The sequence below is a fragment of the Pseudomonas sp. Sample_21 genome, from assembly GCF_004307525.1.
Lineage (GTDB): Bacteria > Pseudomonadota > Gammaproteobacteria > Pseudomonadales > Pseudomonadaceae > Aquipseudomonas > Aquipseudomonas atacamensis.
Window position 1 is genome coordinate 92,538 of the sequence record NZ_RCNZ01000089.1, and the last position, 17,162, is coordinate 109,699.

At 59.8% G+C, this 17,162-nt stretch carries 16 protein-coding genes; 8 read left to right on the forward strand and 8 right to left on the reverse strand.

The features are described from left to right. The first annotated feature begins 103 nt into the window (after positions 1-103). From mdtD to yccS, 4 genes are all read left to right on the forward strand, one after another. A complete protein-coding gene (gene mdtD / locus D8U71_RS17120; protein ID WP_056786508.1) occupies positions 104-1,531 on the forward strand; it encodes a multidrug transporter subunit MdtD in 1,428 nt (475 codons plus the stop codon). Between the two features lie 292 nt (positions 1,532-1,823). Beyond that, the gene (gene dbpA / locus D8U71_RS17125) at positions 1,824-3,209 is read left to right on the forward strand and encodes an ATP-dependent RNA helicase DbpA (RefSeq protein ID WP_024014613.1); all 1,386 of its coding nucleotides are present in this window, start codon (positions 1,824-1,826) and stop codon (positions 3,207-3,209) included. Positions 3,210-3,340: 131 nt separating this feature from the next. Further along, positions 3,341-4,519, forward strand: coding sequence for an NAD(P)/FAD-dependent oxidoreductase (locus D8U71_RS17130; protein ID WP_130888283.1), 1,179 nt, complete (start codon positions 3,341-3,343; stop codon positions 4,517-4,519). 230 nt (positions 4,520-4,749) lie between these two features. Then, the gene (yccS, locus tag D8U71_RS17135; RefSeq protein ID WP_130888284.1) at positions 4,750-6,942 is read left to right on the forward strand and encodes a YccS family putative transporter; all 2,193 of its coding nucleotides are present in this window, start codon (positions 4,750-4,752) and stop codon (positions 6,940-6,942) included. A gap of 111 nt (positions 6,943-7,053) precedes the next feature. Here yccS and D8U71_RS17140 read toward each other — a convergent pair whose 3' ends face one another. Then, entirely contained in the window at positions 7,054-7,791 is a 738-nt protein-coding gene (locus D8U71_RS17140; protein ID WP_024014615.1) for a transporter substrate-binding domain-containing protein, read from the reverse strand. 255 nt (positions 7,792-8,046) lie between these two features. On the opposite strand from D8U71_RS17140, the gene D8U71_RS17145 reads away from it, so the two are divergent. Further along, positions 8,047-8,499, forward strand: coding sequence for a GNAT family N-acetyltransferase (locus tag D8U71_RS17145; protein WP_125925465.1), 453 nt, complete (start codon positions 8,047-8,049; stop codon positions 8,497-8,499). 96 nt (positions 8,500-8,595) lie between these two features. Here D8U71_RS17145 and D8U71_RS17150 read toward each other — a convergent pair whose 3' ends face one another. From D8U71_RS17150 to D8U71_RS17160, 3 genes are read right to left on the reverse strand one after another with little or no spacing between them, the layout of a single operon-like run. After that, a complete protein-coding gene (locus D8U71_RS17150; protein WP_016772794.1) occupies positions 8,596-8,892 on the reverse strand; it encodes a winged helix-turn-helix domain-containing protein in 297 nt (98 codons plus the stop codon). An 18-nt stretch (positions 8,893-8,910) separates the two neighbouring features. Continuing rightward, positions 8,911-9,405: a M48 family metallopeptidase gene (locus D8U71_RS17155; protein WP_038861199.1), complete on the reverse strand. Its 495-nt coding sequence runs from the start codon at positions 9,403-9,405 to the stop codon at positions 8,911-8,913. Positions 9,406-9,449: 44 nt separating this feature from the next. After that, positions 9,450-11,573, reverse strand: a complete 2,124-nt coding sequence (locus tag D8U71_RS17160) for an EAL domain-containing protein (RefSeq protein ID WP_024014617.1) — start codon at positions 11,571-11,573, stop codon at positions 9,450-9,452. A 312-nt stretch (positions 11,574-11,885) separates the two neighbouring features. On the opposite strand from D8U71_RS17160, the gene D8U71_RS17165 reads away from it, so the two are divergent. After that, on the forward strand, positions 11,886-12,554 hold the full coding sequence (locus D8U71_RS17165; RefSeq protein ID WP_016772792.1) for a polysaccharide lyase family 7 protein: 669 nt from the start codon (positions 11,886-11,888) through the stop codon (positions 12,552-12,554). A gap of 32 nt (positions 12,555-12,586) precedes the next feature. Here the strand turns inward: D8U71_RS17165 and D8U71_RS17170 are convergent, their stop codons facing one another. Continuing rightward, positions 12,587-13,582: an IS110 family transposase gene (locus D8U71_RS17170; protein ID WP_071172919.1), complete on the reverse strand. Its 996-nt coding sequence runs from the start codon at positions 13,580-13,582 to the stop codon at positions 12,587-12,589. Between the two features lie 710 nt (positions 13,583-14,292). Here D8U71_RS17170 and D8U71_RS17180 point away from each other — a divergent pair. Together D8U71_RS17180 and D8U71_RS17185 are read left to right on the forward strand one after the other, a co-directional pair. Further along, positions 14,293-14,655, forward strand: a complete 363-nt coding sequence (locus D8U71_RS17180) for a DUF6124 family protein (protein WP_125925464.1) — start codon at positions 14,293-14,295, stop codon at positions 14,653-14,655. Positions 14,656-14,876: 221 nt separating this feature from the next. Continuing rightward, entirely contained in the window at positions 14,877-15,128 is a 252-nt protein-coding gene (locus D8U71_RS17185) for a helix-turn-helix domain-containing protein (protein ID WP_125916620.1), read from the forward strand. A gap of 60 nt (positions 15,129-15,188) precedes the next feature. Here D8U71_RS17185 and fba read toward each other — a convergent pair whose 3' ends face one another. The 3 genes from fba to D8U71_RS17200 form a co-directional block, all read right to left on the reverse strand. Further along, on the reverse strand, positions 15,189-16,253 hold the full coding sequence (gene fba, locus D8U71_RS17190) for a class II fructose-bisphosphate aldolase (protein WP_008081027.1): 1,065 nt from the start codon (positions 16,251-16,253) through the stop codon (positions 15,189-15,191). Positions 16,254-16,516: 263 nt separating this feature from the next. Beyond that, positions 16,517-16,849, reverse strand: a complete 333-nt coding sequence (locus D8U71_RS17195; protein ID WP_125925463.1) for an MliC family protein — start codon at positions 16,847-16,849, stop codon at positions 16,517-16,519. Between the two features lie 57 nt (positions 16,850-16,906). Then, the gene (locus D8U71_RS17200; protein WP_016772786.1) at positions 16,907-17,128 is read right to left on the reverse strand and encodes a hypothetical protein; all 222 of its coding nucleotides are present in this window, start codon (positions 17,126-17,128) and stop codon (positions 16,907-16,909) included. Positions 17,129-17,162: the final 34 nt, after the last annotated feature.

The window sequence follows — 17,162 nt, forward strand, 5'->3', positions numbered from 1 at the left end:
CCGGGACGCTCCGCGTCCCAGCCAAAAGCGGACGCAGAGCGTCCGTTGAGGCATTCCCACGCAGAGCGTGGGAACGATCATCAAACAGACCACAAGAGGTTCCATGCCCAACCGCCCGCCTCTCGACGCCATCACCGCCCGCTGGTTGCCGTGGGTCGTCGCCATCGCCTTCTTCATGCAGTCACTCGACGGGACCATCCTCAATACCGCGCTGCCGGCCATGGCCAGCGATCTGGCGGAAGACCCGTTGCGCATGCAGGGTGTGATCATCGCCTACATGCTCACCGTGGCCCTGCTGATCCCGGCCTCCGGCTGGATCGCCGACCGCTTCGGCACCAAGAAAATCTTCTTCGGCGCGATTCTGCTGTTCAGCTTCGGCTCGCTGCTCTGCGCTTTGTCCAGCAGCCTGAGCATGCTCATCGGTGCGCGGGTGATTCAGGGCCTCGGCGGTGCGCTGATGCTGCCGGTCGGGCGGCTGGTGGTGCTGCGCGCCTATCCGCGCTCGGAACTGGTGCGGATCATGGGTTTCATCACAATTCCCGGCCTGCTCGGCCCGCTTATCGGCCCGACCATGGGCGGCTGGATGGTGGAATACGTGACGTGGCACTGGATCTTCCTGATCAATCTGCCGGTCGGGGTGATCGGCTGTTATGCGGTGTGGAAGTTCATTCCCGACCTGCGCGGCACCGAGCGCACCCGCTTCGATAGCCTCGGCTTTCTGCTTTTCGGCGCGGCGATGATCCTCATCACCATCGCCATGGAAGGTCTTGGTGAACTGCACCTACCGCACCTGCGGGTGATGTTGCTGCTGTTCGCCGGCATGGCCTGTCTGGCGGCGTACTGGCTGCGCGCCGGGCACATCGAGAATCCGCTGTTTGCGCCTTCGCTGTTCAAGACCCGCACGTTCGCCGTCGGCATTCTCGGCAACCTGTTCGCGCGACTGGGCAGCGGTGCTCTGCCATTTCTGGTTCCGCTGCTGCTGCAAGTGGCGTTGGGCTATTCGCCGTCGCAAGCGGGGATGAGCATGTTGCCGCTGGCCGCTGCGGCGATGGTCGCCAAGTGGGTCGCGCGTCCGCTGATCGAACGCCTCGGCTATCGCATCGTGCTCACCGGCAACACGCTGGCGCTGGGGATCATGCTGGCGAGCATGGGTCTGGTCAGCGAGCAGACGCCGTACTGGCTGCTGTTGTGCCTGCTGGCGGTGCTCGGTGCGATCAACTCGCTGCAATTCACCGCGATGAATACGGTGACGCTGATCGACCTCGACGATGCCAGCGCCAGCAGCGGCAACAGTCTGCTGTCGGTGGTAGCGCAGTTGTCGCTGAGCCTCGGCGTGGCTTGCGCCGGTGCGCTGCTCGGCGGCTTCACTGCGAAGGTCGGCAACGATGGCGTGGAAACCGTACTCGGTGCGTTCCAGCTGACCTTCGTCACGGTCGGCGTGATGGCGATGCTGGCGGCGACGATTTTCTCGCAGCTGTCCAAGGAAGACGGGCGCCGGGCGAAACGGCCACAGGAGCACATCGAACACTGATTGTGCTGGAGGACATCTGTGGCTGCTGAAGGACTTCCGTGGCGAGGGGATTTATCCCCGCTGGGTTGCGCAGCAGCCCCAAAAAGGTTGGATGCGGTCAGCCGGATGAATTGAGGTGGCAGGTATTGGGGGTGCTCCGCACCCCAGCGGGGATAAATCCCCTCGCCACAGATAAATCCCCTCGCCACAGGTAATCCCTGCCTCGGGTTCAATCGCTGTTCGTCCAGAACTGTCGAGGAAACCGGCACGGGGCTGCTACACTGCGCGACATTTTGTTTTGCAGGCCAGTCCCGTGACCACCATCGCCACCGCTTTTAATACTCTGCCGCTGTCCGCCGCCATGCTGGCTAACCTCGAATCACTCGGTTATGCCCAGATGACGCCGATCCAGGCGCAGAGCTTGCCGGTGATCCTCAAGGGGATGGACCTTATCGCCCAGGCCAAGACCGGCAGCGGCAAGACCGCCGCGTTCGGCATCGGCCTGCTCAACCCGATCAACCCGCGCTACTTCGGGTGCCAGGCGCTGGTGATTTGCCCGACCCGCGAACTGGCCGACCAGGTGGCCAAGGAAGTCCGTCGTCTGGCCCGCGCCGAAGACAACATCAAAGTCCTGACCCTGTGCGGTGGCGTCTCGTTCGGCCCGCAGATCGCTTCGCTGGAGCACGGCGCGCACATCATCGTCGGCACCCCGGGGCGCATTCAGCAGCACCTGCGCAAGGGTTCGCTGGTGCTCGATGGCCTGAACACGCTGATCCTCGACGAAGCCGACCGCATGCTCGACATGGGTTTCTACGACGCCATCGAAGACATCATCATCAAGACCCCGGAGCGCCGGCAGACTCTGCTGTTCTCCGCGACCTACCCGGTGGGCATCAAGCAACTGGCCTCGAAATTCATGCGCGATCCGCAGACCGTCAAGGCTGAAGCCTTCCACGACGACACGCAGATCGAGCAGCGCTTCTACGAGATTTCCCCGGAAGAGCGCATGAGCGCGGTGACCAAAGTCCTGCACCACTTCCGTCCGGCGTCCTGCGTGGCGTTCTGCTTCACCAAGCAGCAGGTTCAGGAAACCGTCGATCACCTGACCGCCAAAGGTATTTCCGCCGTTGGCCTGCACGGCGATCTGGAACAGCGTGATCGTGATCAGGTACTGGCGATGTTCGCCAACCGCAGCACCTCGGTGCTGGTTGCCACCGACGTCGCCGCCCGTGGTCTGGACATCGATGCGCTGGACATGGTGATCAACGTCGAGCTGGCGCGCGATTCGGAAATCCACATCCACCGCGTCGGCCGTACCGGTCGCGCGGGCGAGAAAGGCATCGCCATCAGCCTGGTCGCGCCGTCCGAAGCTCATCGTGCGCAAGCCATCGAACAACTGCAGAAAGCGCCGCTGAACTGGGATCAGATCGACAACCTCAAGTCCCAGGGCCTGGCGCCGCTGCAACCACCGATGACCACCCTGTGCATCGGCGCTGGCCGTAAAGACAAAGTGCGCCCGGGCGACATTCTTGGCGCACTGACCGGCGAAGCGGGCATTCCCGGCGCGCAGGTTGGCAAAATCGCCATCTTCGATTTCCAGGCCTACGTCGCTGTCGAGCGCACCGTGGCCATGCAGGCCTTGCAGCGCCTGAACGACGGCAAGATCAAGGGCCGCTCGTTGCGCGTGCGTATTCTCTGACCTGATCGTTCCCACGCTCTGCGTGGGAATGCATCCCGTGACGCTCCGCGTCACATAACAACGGACGCAGAGCGTCCATGGCGGCATTCCCACGCAGAGCGTGGGAACGATCATTGTGTGAGGACACCGTTTTGCGCTCTACCGAAGTCGTGATCATTGGCGCTGGCGCCGCCGGCTTGATGTGTGCCCTGACCGCCGCCGGGCGCGGGCGTCAGGTGTTGCTGCTCGACCACGCGAACAAGGCCGGCAAGAAAATCCTCATGTCCGGCGGCGGTCGCTGCAATTTCACCAACATGTACACCGAACCGAGCAACTTCCTCTCGCAGAATCCGCATTTCTGCAAATCGGCGCTGGCGCGTCACACCCAGTGGGATTTCATCGGCCTGGTCGGCAAACATGGCGTGCCGTACCACGAGAAGAAACTCGGCCAACTGTTCTGCGATAACAAATCCAGCGACATCCTCGGCATGCTCCTTGATGAATGCGATCAGGCCGGCGTCGAGCTGCACCTGGACACCTCAATCCAGACCATCGAAAAAACCGACAGCGGCTACCTGCTCGACACCACCCTCGGTCAGGTCCAGTGCCAATCGTTGGTGATCGCCACCGGCGGGCTATCGATTCCGACCCTGGGCGCTACCGGTTTCGGTTACCAGGTCGCCAAACAGTTCGGCCATGAACTGCTGCCGACCCGCGCCGGGCTGGTGCCATTCACCATTACCGACCAGCTCAAGGAGTTGTGCACAGAGCTGTCCGGCACCTCGGTGGATTGTCTGGTCAGCTGCAACGAGCAAAGCTTTCGCGAGAACATCCTGTTCACTCATCGTGGCCTCAGTGGCCCGGCGATCTTGCAGATCAGTTCGTTCTGGGAACCTGGCGACACGGTGGAAATCAACCTGCTGCCGGATCACGACGCGGCGAGCTGGCTGCAAGAGCAAGTCGCCGAGCGTCCGAACAGCGAGCTGAAGACTTTGCTTGGCGAGATCTACACCAAGAAGATGGCCAATCTGCTGGCGGACAACTGGTTTGTCTCCAAACCGATGAAGCAGTACACCCACGCTGAACTGGCGGAGATTGCCGAGAAGCTCGGCAGCTGGAAGGTTGTGCCGGCGGGAACTGAAGGCTATCGCACGGCTGAGGTGACCCTGGGCGGCGTCGACACCCGCGAGGTGTCGTCCAAGACAATGGAATCGCTGAAAAGCCCGGGCCTGTACTTCATTGGTGAAGTGCTCGACGTCACCGGGCACCTGGGCGGCTTCAATTTCCAGTGGGCTTGGGCCTCTGGTTACGCCGCCGCGCAGTACGTTTAACTCAAGGCCAAATACAAAACCCTGTGGGAGCGAGCCTGCTCGCGAATGCGGTGTACCAGTCGACATCAATGTTGAATGACACTCCGCTTTCGCGAGCAAGCTCGCTCCCACAGTGGTTTGTGGTGTAAGTAAAAGGAACACTTTTTGCTGTCAGATGTGCTCGGCGCCATTGCGTCGGCGTCATTACTGGCTCAATTTAGCGGCATCGCCTCGGAAGGCCTTCGCACTTCATGTCCTCGACCTCGTTTCGTCAGTCTTTGCGGCGCCTGTGGGCGCTGGATAAATTCAGCTACAGCGTGCGGGTATTCATCGCCCTGACCGGAAGCATGGCGCTGTGCTGGTATCAGGATGAAATGGGCCTGCTGATCCCGTTGTTCCTCGGCATCATCGCCAGCGCCCTGGCCGAGACCGACGACAGTTGGCAAGGTCGTCTCAACGCTCTGGCGGTGACACTGGTGTGTTTCAGCATCGCCGCGCTGTCGGTGGAATTGCTCTTCCCCTACCCGATCATTTTCGCCGTGGCCCTAGCGCTGGCCAGTTTCGGCCTGACCATGCTCGGCGCACTGGGCGAGCGTTACGGTGCGATCGCGTCGGCGACGCTGATTCTCTCGGTGTACACGATGATCGGCGTCGATCAGCGCGGCGGCGCGGTTACCGATTTCTGGCATGAACCGATGCTGCTGGTCGCCGGCGCGGCGTGGTATGGCCTGCTCTCGGTGCTGTGGCAGGCGCTGTTTTCCAATCAACCGGTGCAGCAGAGTCTGGCGCGGCTGTTCCGTGAACTGGGCCTGTACTTGAAGCTGAAATCCTCGCTGTTCGAGCCGGTCCGACAGATGGATGTCGAAGCCCGGCGGCTCGAACTGGCGCAGCAGAATGGCCGGGTGGTCGCCGCCCTGAACACGGCCAAGGAAATCATCCTGCACCGGGTCGGCAACGGTCGACCGGGCTCGAAAGTCAGCCGTTATCTGAAGCTGTATTTCCTCGCGCAGGACATCCACGAACGCGCCAGCTCTTCGCACTACCCTTACAACGCGCTGGCCGAGGCGTTCTTCCACAGTGACGTGCTGTTCCGCTGCCAGCGCCTGCTGCGCCAGCAAGGCAAGGCCTGCCGGGCCTTGGCCGAATCCATCCAGATGCGCCAGCCGTTCATCTACGACGCCAGTTTCGCCGAAGCCCTGAACGACCTGCATGCCTCCCTCGAACACTTGCGCATCCAGAGCAACCCGGCATGGCGCGGCCTGCTGCGCTCGCTGCGCGCACTGGCGGCCAACCTCGGCACCCTCGATCGCTTGCTCAGCGACGCCAGTAACCCCGATGCCCTGGCGGATGCCACCGACAGCAGCCTGCTCGACCGTTCACCGCGCAATCTCAAGGACGTGTGGATTCGCCTGCGCACGCAACTGACGCCTACCTCGCTGCTGTTCCGCCATGCCCTGCGCCTGCCGCTGGCACTGAGCATCGGCTACGGCATGGTGCACCTGATTCACCCGTCCCAAGGCTACTGGATCATTCTCACCACGCTGTTCGTCTGCCAACCGAACTACGGCGCCACCCGGCGCAAGCTCGGCCAGCGGATCATCGGCACGGCCATTGGCCTGACGGTGGCGTGGGCGCTGTTCGATCTGTTCCCCAACCCGGTAGTGCAATCGTGCTTCGCCATTGCTGCCGGCGTGGTGTTCTTCACCAATCGCACCACCCGCTACACCCTGGCGACGGCGGCGATCACGATCATGGTGCTGTTCTGCTTCAATCAGGTCGGCGATGGCTACGGGCTGTTCCTGCCACGGTTGTTCGATACCTTGCTCGGCAGTTTGATTGCGGGTCTGGCGGTGTTCCTGTTCCTGCCGGACTGGCAGGGTCGGCGCCTGAACAAAGTGCTGGCCAACACCCTGACCTGCAACAGCATCTACCTGCGCCAGATCATGCAGCAATACGCCGCAGGCAAGAGCGACGACCTCGCCTATCGCCTGGCCCGCCGCAACGCCCATAACGCCGACGCGGCGCTGTCGACGACACTGGCGAACATGCTCATGGAACCGGGACACTTCCGTAAGGAGGCGGATGTCGGCTTCCGCTTCCTGGTGCTGTCGCACACCCTTCTCAGCTATTTGTCGGGGCTCGGCGCGCACCGTGAAACACAGTTGCCAGCGGAGGTGCGCGAGCATCTGATCGAAGGCGCCGGGGTGAAACTGGCGACCAGCATCGACGAAATCGCTCAAGGCCTGGCGAGCAAGCAGCCGATTGCAATTCAGAGTGATGAAGAAGAAGCGCTGGCCAATGAGCTTGAACAGATGCCGGATGAAATCGATGAAGGGCAGCGGTTGGTGCAAACGCAGTTGGCGCTGATTTGCCGGCAGTTGGGGCCGCTTCGGACATTGGCGGCGCATTTGATCAAGGACACTGCCGAAATCAGCGGCGCCTGAGACGACGCGTTCGCGAGCAGGCTCGCTCCCACAGGGTATGCATTTCAAATTGTGGGAGCGAGCCTGCTCGCGAAGAGGTCATCAGCCACAAATAAAATGCCGGATCACCCTTCACATTCCATGCCGCCGCAATAACTTCTCATAAGTCCCGTCAGCCTTCATCGCTGCAATCGCCCGGTCAAACCCGGCGACGATCTGCTCATGCTGCGGGTTCTTCAGGCTGACCAGAATATGCAGGCTGTTCTCACTCAACGGCTTGGGTAAAAACTCCACCGAATTGCGCACCTTGGCCGATTCCCGGGCCAGGTAATACTTCGCCACGTACTCATCCTCCAGGGTCAGCTTGACCCGGTCCGCCGCGAGCATGCGCACGCCCATGGCGAAGTTGTGCACGGGCACTTTCTGCATCGCCGTGTCGGCATCGAACGGGGCGGAATAGGCGTACCCGCGCACCACCGCAATCGGATAGGTGTGCAGTTGCTCGAGGCTGTTGTATTCAATGGGTGCGTCTTTACGCTTGAGGAAGCGGATGCGATTGATCAGGTACTCACCGGAAAACTGACCGATCTGCGTGCGTTCGTCGTTGTACCAGGCATTGACCAGCACGTCGTAACGCCCCTCGCCAATCCCCAGCAATGCTCGCGCCCACGGCACTTGTTCGTAACCGCTGGCATAACCGGCGCGAGCCAGTGCGGTGCTGACAATGTCGGTGGCCAGGCCACCGTTGACCAGTGCATCGTCGGTAAATGGCGGCCAATTATCGAACGCCAGCCGCAGCTTCTGCGCCGCAACATCCTGGCCGAGCACCAGCAGTCCGATCAAAGCAACGGCTTGAAGCAATCGCAGCATGCTTGAACATCCTTAGCGGGCAACCGCCCGACGTGGTTTCACGTCAAAACCCAAGGCCCCTTACCGGCAAAACCCAAGCATTGAACATTAGCTCATGGGAGCCAGTGGACAGTGCTCTTGAGCAGATTACACAAAGTCGCAGCCAGCGCGAGAAAGGAATAGTGGCATTTTGACCTTTATCACAGACTGTTGCGCCATACAGACATACGGCGCTGCTGCGCTTAGTATCGGGCGACATGGTCAAGGAATCGAAAAATGACAATCGAGTGGATCTGCAAACATCATCGCGATTTGGGCAAAGAGCAGTTGTATGCCCTGTTGAAGCTGCGCTCTGACGTATTCGTGGTCGAACAGAAATGTGCTTATCCAGACCTCGACGGCCAGGATCTGGAGGGCGATACCCATCACCTGATGGGCTGGGAGGATGATCAGCTGATGGCTTATTTGCGCCTGCTCGACCCGGAATCCCAGGGCGGCGACGTGGTGATTGGCCGCGTGGTGACCGCGTCCGCCGGCCGTGGCAAAGGGTTGGGCCACGCGATGATGGAACAGGCGCTGAAGCAGGCCGAAAAGCACTGGCCGCAGGTGCCGATCTATCTGTCGGCGCAGGCACACTTGCAGGGGTATTACGGCAGGTACGGGTTTGTCGCAGTCGGCGAGGAATATCTGGAGGATGACATTCCGCACATCGGCATGCGTCGGTCCTGAAGGCCCTTTCGCGAGCAGGCTCGCTCCCACAGGGAATGCATATCCATTGGGGGAGCGAGCCTGCTCGCGAAGGCGTCAGAACCGTCGGCGCAGGAATCAGGGGTATTCCAGCACCGCTTTTATCTGCCGCAAATTGCGCTCGATCCAGCCGCGATCAATCGCTCCCCACTCACGAATCCGATAGCGCCCGGCATGATTGCGCGCGCCCTCTTCCTGTTCGAACTCACAGATGATGTCCAGATCGGCCAGCGCGGCAATCGTGTCCTGCGCCGTGCGTCGCGGCATGCCGGTGACTTCGGTCAGCGTCGGCACACTCGGCGCCAGGCCGCTATCGATCAGATAAGCCACGTACAAACGGCGATAGAAACTGCTCTTGGTCTTGCTGACGTCCATCCACACCTTCCTGATTGGTCAAGCCTGCATATCCCGCCACGTCAGGTACACACGCAGATCGAACTCGATCTGGTGATACCCCGGCAGCATGTGCTCGCACAGTTTATAGAACGCCTTGTTGTGATCCGATTCCTTGAAGTGCGCCAGCTCGTGCACCACGATCATCTTCAGAAAATCCGGCGCGGCGTCCTTGAACAGCGCGGCGATGCGGATTTCCTTGTTGGCCTTGAGCTTGCCGCCCTGCACCCGCGACACCGTGGTGTGCAGACCGAGCGCGCGGTGGGTCAGGTCGAGGCGGTTGTCGAACAGCACTTTGTCGATGGCCGGCGCATTGCGCATGTACTGCTGTTTGAGATCCAGCGCGTAGCTGTACAAGGCCTTGTCGCTCTGCACGTCGTGTCGCCCTGAATAGCGCTGATTCAGGTATTCACCCAGGCGCCCTTCGGCTATCAGTTGGCGCACCTGATCCTGCAATTGTGCGGGGTAGGCCTGGAGGTACTTCAACACAGTCATGGACGAGCGACGCGGTTCGAAAAAGGTCCGCCAGTGTAGCGAATTCAACCGGGCAACGCGCTCCAGTCAAACGGTTCGACGAAGCTGACCGCGTCTTCGGCGATCAACGGCCGCGCGACGAGGAAGCCCTGCACGTATTCGCAACCATGGGTTTGCAGCCACTGATATTGCTCGAGGGTTTCCACTCCTTCGGCAATCACCAGCAGACCGTATTGCTTGCACAGGTCGATGACCATGCGCACCAGCGCCGCATCCCGTGGCGAGTCCGGCAGGCGCGCGATCAAGTGGCGGTCGAGCTTCAGTGTGTCCAGTTCCAAATCGCGCAGATGCGCCAGCGAGCACGGCCCCGAACCAAAATCATCCAGCGCCACGCGCACCCCGAGATGACGCAGCAGCCGCAGTTGCTTGCGGGTTTCGTCCGGGTTTTGCATCAACGCTTCTTCGGTGACCTCGACTTCCAGTTGCCGCGGTTGCAACGCATGGCGTTCCATGACCTGTCGCAGTTCGGTGACCAGATTCGGCAGGCCGAACTGGGTGTTGCTCAGGCTGACACCGAGCACCAGATCTTCGGCGAACAAGGTTTCCCAGGCTTTGCGCTGCCCGGCGCCACGGTGATAGATCCAGCTGCCGAGGCGACTGATCAAGCGCGCCTCTTCCAGCAACGGCAGAAACAACCCCGGCGGCACATCGCCGACGCTCGGATGCTGCCAGCGCAGCAACGCCTCGAACCCACGGATCTGCCCGCTGCCAATCGCCACCTGCGGTTGATAGACCAGATTGAAATCGCGGTTTTCGATGGCCTCGCGCACGCTGTCTTCAAGCATCAGACGCGAACGCGCGCGGCCGTTCATTTCATGATCATAGAAACGATATTGCTGACGCCCGGCACGCTTGGCTTCGTACATGGCAATGTCCGAAGCGCGCAGCAAACCGTCGAGATTGCGCCCACAGTCGGGATAAGTAGCAATGCCGATACTGGCGCCAAGAACGATATCCAGGCCTTCGATCTGCTGACAGACCGATACCCGTTCGATGAGTTTTTCGGCAATCTTCGCCGCTTGCTCGGGAAACTCCAGATCCAGCAGCGCGGTGAATTCATCGCCGCCCATGCGCGCGAGAATATCGAATGGCCGCAGGCACGCTTTCAATTGCTCGGAAACCCAGCGCAACACGCGGTCGCCGGCGTCATGACCGAGGGAATCATTGACTCGTTTGAAGCCATCGAGATCGAGGTAGAGCAGCACCCAGCTGCTGTCGCTGCGTTCCCCGCGCAACAGCAGGTTTTCCACGGTCTGGTAGAACCCGCGCCGGTTGAGCAGCCCGGTCAGCGGATCGGTTACCGCCTGGAATTCCAGTTGCTGGTGCAAGTGACGCACCACCGACATGTCCAGTACCGTCACCACCATCGCGTGCTGCTCCGAGGGCAGCGGCGCGCAGGACAATGCCACCGGCACTTGCTGCCCGGGCGCCGTGCGCAGCAACGCATCATGCAGGCGCAGGGTTTCACCGCGCTGGTAACCGGCGTAGAACTCGGAATCGGCCCACAGGGGAATGTGTGGCTTCTGCAGGAAATCGAGAAACTCCTTGCCTTCCAGATCCTTCACCGGCGCATTGAGCAGTCGCGAAATCGCCGGGTTGGCAAAGCGGATCACGCCGTCCTCGCTCAACACCAGAATGCCTTCGGCGGCGTTGTCCAGCACCGAGGCATTGAAGGCGCGCGCCACTTCCAGGTCATGACTGAGGCGTTGCAGGGCACGGCGATTGCGCTGGTGCTCGAGCAGCGCCTGGACCTTGGGCTTGAGGATTTGCGGATCGAACGGCTTGAACAGGTAATCCACCGCGCCGCTGGCATAGCCCTTGATCACGGCGTCCTGGGATTGCTCGTTGGCGGTGAGGAAAATGATCGGTGTCAGGCGCGTACGCTGGCTGCCGCGCATCAACCGTGCGACCTCGAAACCGTCCATGCCGGGCATCTGCACATCGAGCAGGACCAGGTCGATGTCGTGTTCGAGCAAAAGGTTCAGCGCCTCGAAACCCGAGGCGGCGGTCATCACGTGCCAATCCTGACGCTGCAGCAACGCGCGCATGCTGATCAGATTTTCGGGGTAATCATCGACGATCAAAAGGACCGAGCTGCCTTCACCTGGCTGGGGTTGCGCGCATTCCATGCTGCTTCTCTTATCGGGACCGGTTGCCGGCAAAACCATAGACGTACTGAGCCTTCACTCTAGACGCGGATCGGTGAAAGCAGAAGCTGTCATCCCGCCATCATTTAAACAATGCTCAACCCAGCCGACTAACGGTCACCGCTACAGCCCCCGAAAACCGGGCGGGATGGCATTTCGACAGGACTTTGACGTCAAGTAATCGCCGGGCGGGCATTAACAAAAATTGCCGCTACGCTTATAAAGACGCCCGAAAACGCGCGGGCTAGAGCTTCTGGCACCGGCGTTCCGGATGAATTGATTGGAAGAACCGTCATGATCGACCTCGCAACCTGGAACCTCAGCGTTCCTGTTGGCAGCCCGCCGTACACCGTCGAAACCTCAAAACTGGTGGATGGCTTCAAGGATCAGTACTTCCATTCCGACACCGGCACCCTGTTCTTCTGGTCCCCGGTGACTGGCTCGAAAACCGAAAACGCCATCTACCCGCGTACCGAACTGCGCGAAACCTATAGCAACGGCACCCTGCGCAACTGGTACTACCCGGACGCCGACAACCTGCTGCGTGCGACCCTCGCGGTGAACAAGGTGCCGAGCTCGGGCAAGATCGTCATTGGCCAGATCCACGCGTACGAAAGCCAGCGGCCGATGGTCAAGCTCGAATATCAGTACAAGGAAAAAACCCAGACCGGCAATCTGGTGATCAAAGTGCGCATGCGCCCGGACGACGCCGAAAGCCGCGTCATCACCCTCGCCACCGGCGTCAAGCTTGATCGTGAATTCAACTACCTGATCCACCTGAGTCCCGGCGGCGCACTGGGCGTAAGTGCGGCGGGGTATCAATGGGACTCACAGATCAGCGCGACCTGGCGCGACAAGCCGCTGTATTTCAAGGCTGGGGTGTATGTGCAGGACAACACCGGGTATACCAGCGAAGGTGGGCAGGTGACGTTTACCAAACTGGATATTGATCACGACAAGTAACGCAAATCCTACTGTAGATACTCTGTTCACGGTCAAGCTTTTTGGGTGTGTTTACCGCTAAAAAGCTTGGCTGTACTGAAGTCTTCGCCTGCCCGCATGCAGGCCCATAGTCCGGTCAGGTATTTGCGCATGACTGCGACAATAGCCTGCATCTTCCTCTTTCCTCGAGCCACCAAGGCTTCGTAAAACGCTTTCACGTTTGGGTCGCAACGTATGGCGGTCAGCGCAGGCATGTACATCGCTGAGCGCAAATAGGCATTGCCGCCCTTACTTATCCGGCCGGGTTTATCAATGCTGGTGCCTGATTGCGTGAGTCGGACATCGAGTCCGGCATGGCGGCTGACCTGCGCCGACTTGAGCGTTACCGGTAAGGTCGTCAGTTCAGCCAGCGCCGCAAATACTGAGATCTCACCCATACCCGGGGCGGCGATCATGTGGGCGAACTGGGCGCTCAACGTTGGGCAGTTGTCGATCAATGCCCGACCCGCTAGTCGGAAACGCTCGATTCGTTTGTCAAAGGCGTTGATGGCTTCTTCTTCGTCCTCAATCAGCATCAGAAGAGTTGTTTGAGTGGCTTTTAGTGCATGCAGCTCGTTTTTGGCGCGGGTGCGATGACCCGTCAAACGATTGATGTGGCGGCCGATAGCGCGCAGTTCAAGCTGTATTGAAGTGGGCGGCGTCCACAACCTTGGGCTCATGCGTTCGCCGTACTCAGCTAATAACTGGGCATCGATTGCGTCCGTCTTGCTGTTTTTCAGCATCAGTTTTGCAAAGTTGTGAAAACTCTTCGGATTGATAACCGAGACTGGCAAACCCGCCGCAGCGAGCTCCATGGCCAAGTCCAGGTAGTAGATTCCTGTGGCTTCCATCACCACAGACATAGGCTTGAGCTCAAGCAATTTGCCGACAGCAGCTTTGCGCCCCGCCGGTGTCTGGTCGATATTGCACTGACCTGCAAAGCGGCCGCCATTGCGCCAGCCCATCGCTGTAGTGCGAGATCCCACATCCAAGCCGACGTGCATGTTCATGCTTTCAACTCCAAGAGAACTGAGTTAAAAATGCTTCCTGGTTCCCCTGACCTCGAACTTCATGCCACTGCAACCTTGTAATGCGAAGTCCGACTCATCGGCTTCTCGATACTCTTCGTGGTGGGCAATGAGGCGGGGGGACCTCTCTACAGACAAGGGCAGGAGCAAGTCCTGCCTTAAGGAGCGATCGGTCTCCCCCAGAAACACATCTTCGTATGTCGCACCAGCGAGCTTAGATCTCATTCATGCTGGTGTGTGGGGAACATACAAGGAGCTGCCGGAGGCTGCGATCTTTTGATCTTGTTTTTGATTCTAAAAAGACAGAATCAAAAGATCGCAGCCTTCGGCAGCTCCTACCTTTAAACAGCGCTGTTTAGAGCTGCCAGCGGTTACTTCCGGATGCCTACAACAGCTTGCGTCGTTGCCTACCACTACGCCAGAATTCGCCGGCTTGTGCGCCTGGCGGGCCATCGGTAACTTGATTCGTGTCACTGATTCCCGGTGATCGGGTTTAGTAGCCCGCGGTTTCAAGCGTGATGCACAAGCATCTGTCAGTCGGGGATTTCGATTCCTGCGCTTGATGGCAGCTGTGCGCAGGGCACCTTCGGGTGCGCCGGCTTGCTCGAAACCCCGGTCTACTAACCTGCGTACAGTTGCCTCCACTTTGATTAGTAGCCAGAGCGGAGGCACTCCAATCAGGTTTCGAGCAAATGACTAAATCAACGCCACATCCGCCGGCCACCGACCCGGCCTCGCCATACGAATCCCTCGACTCAAAAAAACTCAACGACGCCGCCGAACGCGCCCTCGACCACTACCTCAATCCCGCCGCCCTTATCATGGCTAGCACCAACGAACCCGAGCCCATGTACTTCGCAAACCCGAAATACAACACCGAATCCCTGCTGGCCAACGCCAGCGAAACCTTGGGCTCAGCCAGCGTCATGCTCAACAACTTCGCCGCGATGCTCGACCACTCGCATCGCAAAACTGCGCTGGGGATCGCGCAGGTCGTCATGCTCGGTGAACTGGCAGTAAATCAGGCACTGGATCACGTTGAACTGAAGGAGTAATCACTGATAAAGGACTCTTCGTCGGAAAATCTTCCAAACTTCCCTTACAGGTGCCATTCAGCTAGCTGTGCCCTGTGAAGTGCAGTCTGGAGAAGGCGGCGCCAGCAGCGTGGAAAAAGGGTCTGAGAGATTGAGTAGACGCATACGCGTGCGAGCGGACTTATAGTGAGCAAATGTAGCGTTTACGCCACATTTAACTTTGAAAGTTACAGAGACAGTGCATGGATTACGTTCTATTAATGAGCCGCCTCGCCGCCCAATTACGCATAAGGCGTAGGGAGCGCGGACTAACGCAAGCGCAACTCGCCGAGCTCGCGAGAGTGACGCGAAACAAAGTCATCGCTATAGAGAAAGGCACCCTTTCTGTGGACATGAACGCCTATGCACGTGTTATTGCCGCTCTGGATTGCGAGCTCACCGTCAGTCCAGCAGTCATGCCCACGCTTGAAGAGGTAGCGGAAATATTTGTTTAACTACGCCCACAAAGAAACCCGCCTCGGCGGGTTTCTTTTTAATCAGCTCAACACTCAGGCTCAGTTGACCTTGGCGTTCAACTCACCCTTCAGATAACGCTGGTACATCGCTTCCAGCGAGATCGGTTTGATCTTCGAGGCATTACCGGCAGTACCGAACGCTTCATAACGAGCGATACATACATCGCGCATTGCGGTCACAGTGGCGCCGAAGAATTTACGTGGGTCGAATTCGCTCGGGTTGGTAGCCATCAGGCGACGCATGGCGCCGGTGGAGGCCAGGCGCAGGTCGGTGTCGATGTTGACCTTGCGCACGCCGTGCTTGATGCCTTCGACGATTTCTTCAACCGGGACGCCGTAGGTCTCTTTGATGTCGCCGCCGTACTGGTTGATGATCGCCAGCCACTCTTGTGGCACGGAGGACGAACCGTGCATCACCAGGTGGGTGTTGGGGATGCGCTTGTGGATTTCCTTGATGCGGTCGATCGCCAGCACGTCACCGGTCGGTGGCTTGGTGAACTTGTAGGCGCCGTGGCTGGTGCCGATGGCGATGGCCAGGGCATCGACCTGGGTGCGTTTGACGAAGTCAGCGGCTTCTTCCGGGTCGGTCAGCATCTGGCTGTGATCCAGAACGCCTTCGGCGCCGATGCCGTCTTCTTCACCGGCCATGCCGGTTTCCAGCGAACCCAGGCAACCCAGCTCGCCTTCTACCGAAACGCCGCAGGCGTGGGCCATGGCGACGGTTTGTTGGGTGACGCGGACGTTGTAGTCGTAGTCGGTCGGGGTCTTGCCGTCTTCGCCCAGCGAGCCGTCCATCATCACCGAGCTGAAGCCCAGTTGAATCGAACGCTGGCAGACGTCAGGGCTGGTGCCGTGGTCCTGGTGCATGCACACCGGGATGTGCGGGAATTCTTCGATCGCCGCCAGGATCAAGTGACGCAGGAATGGCGCGCCGGCGTATTTGCGGGCGCCGGCCGAAGCCTGGACGATCACCGGGGAGTCAGTCTTGTCAGCGGCTTCCATGATGGCGCGCATCTGCTCAAGGTTGTTGACGTTGAAGGCTGGAACGCCGTAGCCGAACTCGGCTGCGTGGTCCAGCATCTGGCGCATGCTGATAAGTGCCATTGTGTGTGTCTCTCCCGGTTGAGGGTCGTTGATCGTGCCAGCCTGCCGGAGCGGCGGCGGCTATTCAAGTTAATGCAGATCGGGGGTTGAGGCCCGGTCTGGTGATTCGGTGTTACCAAAACTGTGTGAACAACAGAGAATCCCTGTGGGAGCGAGCCTGCTCGCGAAAGCGGTCTGACAGACACTGCATCATCGACGGCAAGATTGCTTTCGCGAGCAGGCTCGCTCCCACATTTGGATCTCTGTACACCAATTCAATCGTGTTACTCGGCCTTGCAACCACGGCCAATCAGGTCATTGGTGGCGACCCAGTACACCAGGCCTTCGTCACCCTTGACGTGAAACGCCAGCATGCCATCGCTGTACAGCGCGCCCGAGGCGCCCGGCTCTTCTTTCAGGCGATAGACCTGATCACCGCCGCCGAGGCGAACGTCGACTTCCTTCTGGCCGGCATCGGCGTAACGCCACAACACCTTGGCCTGGCTGTCGCAGGTCCAGGTCGTCCAGTCGTCTGCCGGGGCCGACGACTGAAACAGGTTCAACTGCGCGCAACCACCCAACAATGCCAACGCCGCAACGGCGATCAAGCCTTTCATCCGTGTTCCTCGACTGACGACGCACGCCGCCAGCCCTGAGTTAAAGAGTCAGACCCGTCAAGGACAACCATGTTCCTTGACCGGGGTTTGCGTCTCGTATTTGTCCAGGCCGTCCGGACCCGAGCGCTTGTTCAGCACCGGGTTGGTTTCGGCCTGCCAGTCGGCTTGATAACAGCCCTTCTGCGGTTCGCTCGGTGCTGGCGTCGCGTCAGCCTTCGGGGTGCTCCCGCAGGCCGCCAGCGTACCGGTCAGCAACAACAGCGCTAACGACTTGACCATGTGAACACTCCTTTGCCTGGCCAAACGGGCAGCC

Coding starts and splice junctions, on each gene's coding strand:
- D8U71_RS17170 (WP_071172919.1), bottom strand. CDS start 13,582: ATGAACATGCACGTCGGCTTGGATGTGGGATCTCGCACTACAGCGATG.
- D8U71_RS17195 (WP_125925463.1), bottom strand. CDS start 16,849: ATGAAAGGCTTGATCGCCGTTGCGGCGTTGGCATTGTTGGGTGGTTGC.
- D8U71_RS17155 (WP_038861199.1), bottom strand. CDS start 9,405: ATGACTGTGTTGAAGTACCTCCAGGCCTACCCCGCACAATTGCAGGAT.
- yccS (WP_130888284.1), top strand. CDS start 4,750: ATGTCCTCGACCTCGTTTCGTCAGTCTTTGCGGCGCCTGTGGGCGCTG.
- fba (WP_008081027.1), bottom strand. CDS start 16,253: ATGGCACTTATCAGCATGCGCCAGATGCTGGACCACGCAGCCGAGTTC.
- D8U71_RS17160 (WP_024014617.1), bottom strand. CDS start 11,573: ATGGAATGCGCGCAACCCCAGCCAGGTGAAGGCAGCTCGGTCCTTTTG.
- D8U71_RS17200 (WP_016772786.1), bottom strand. CDS start 17,128: ATGGTCAAGTCGTTAGCGCTGTTGTTGCTGACCGGTACGCTGGCGGCC.
- D8U71_RS17150 (WP_016772794.1), bottom strand. CDS start 8,892: ATGGACGTCAGCAAGACCAAGAGCAGTTTCTATCGCCGTTTGTACGTG.
- D8U71_RS17140 (WP_024014615.1), bottom strand. CDS start 7,791: ATGCTGCGATTGCTTCAAGCCGTTGCTTTGATCGGACTGCTGGTGCTC.
- mdtD (WP_056786508.1), top strand. CDS start 104: ATGCCCAACCGCCCGCCTCTCGACGCCATCACCGCCCGCTGGTTGCCG.
- D8U71_RS17185 (WP_125916620.1), top strand. CDS start 14,877: ATGGATTACGTTCTATTAATGAGCCGCCTCGCCGCCCAATTACGCATA.
- D8U71_RS17180 (WP_125925464.1), top strand. CDS start 14,293: ATGACTAAATCAACGCCACATCCGCCGGCCACCGACCCGGCCTCGCCA.
- D8U71_RS17165 (WP_016772792.1), top strand. CDS start 11,886: ATGATCGACCTCGCAACCTGGAACCTCAGCGTTCCTGTTGGCAGCCCG.
- D8U71_RS17145 (WP_125925465.1), top strand. CDS start 8,047: ATGACAATCGAGTGGATCTGCAAACATCATCGCGATTTGGGCAAAGAG.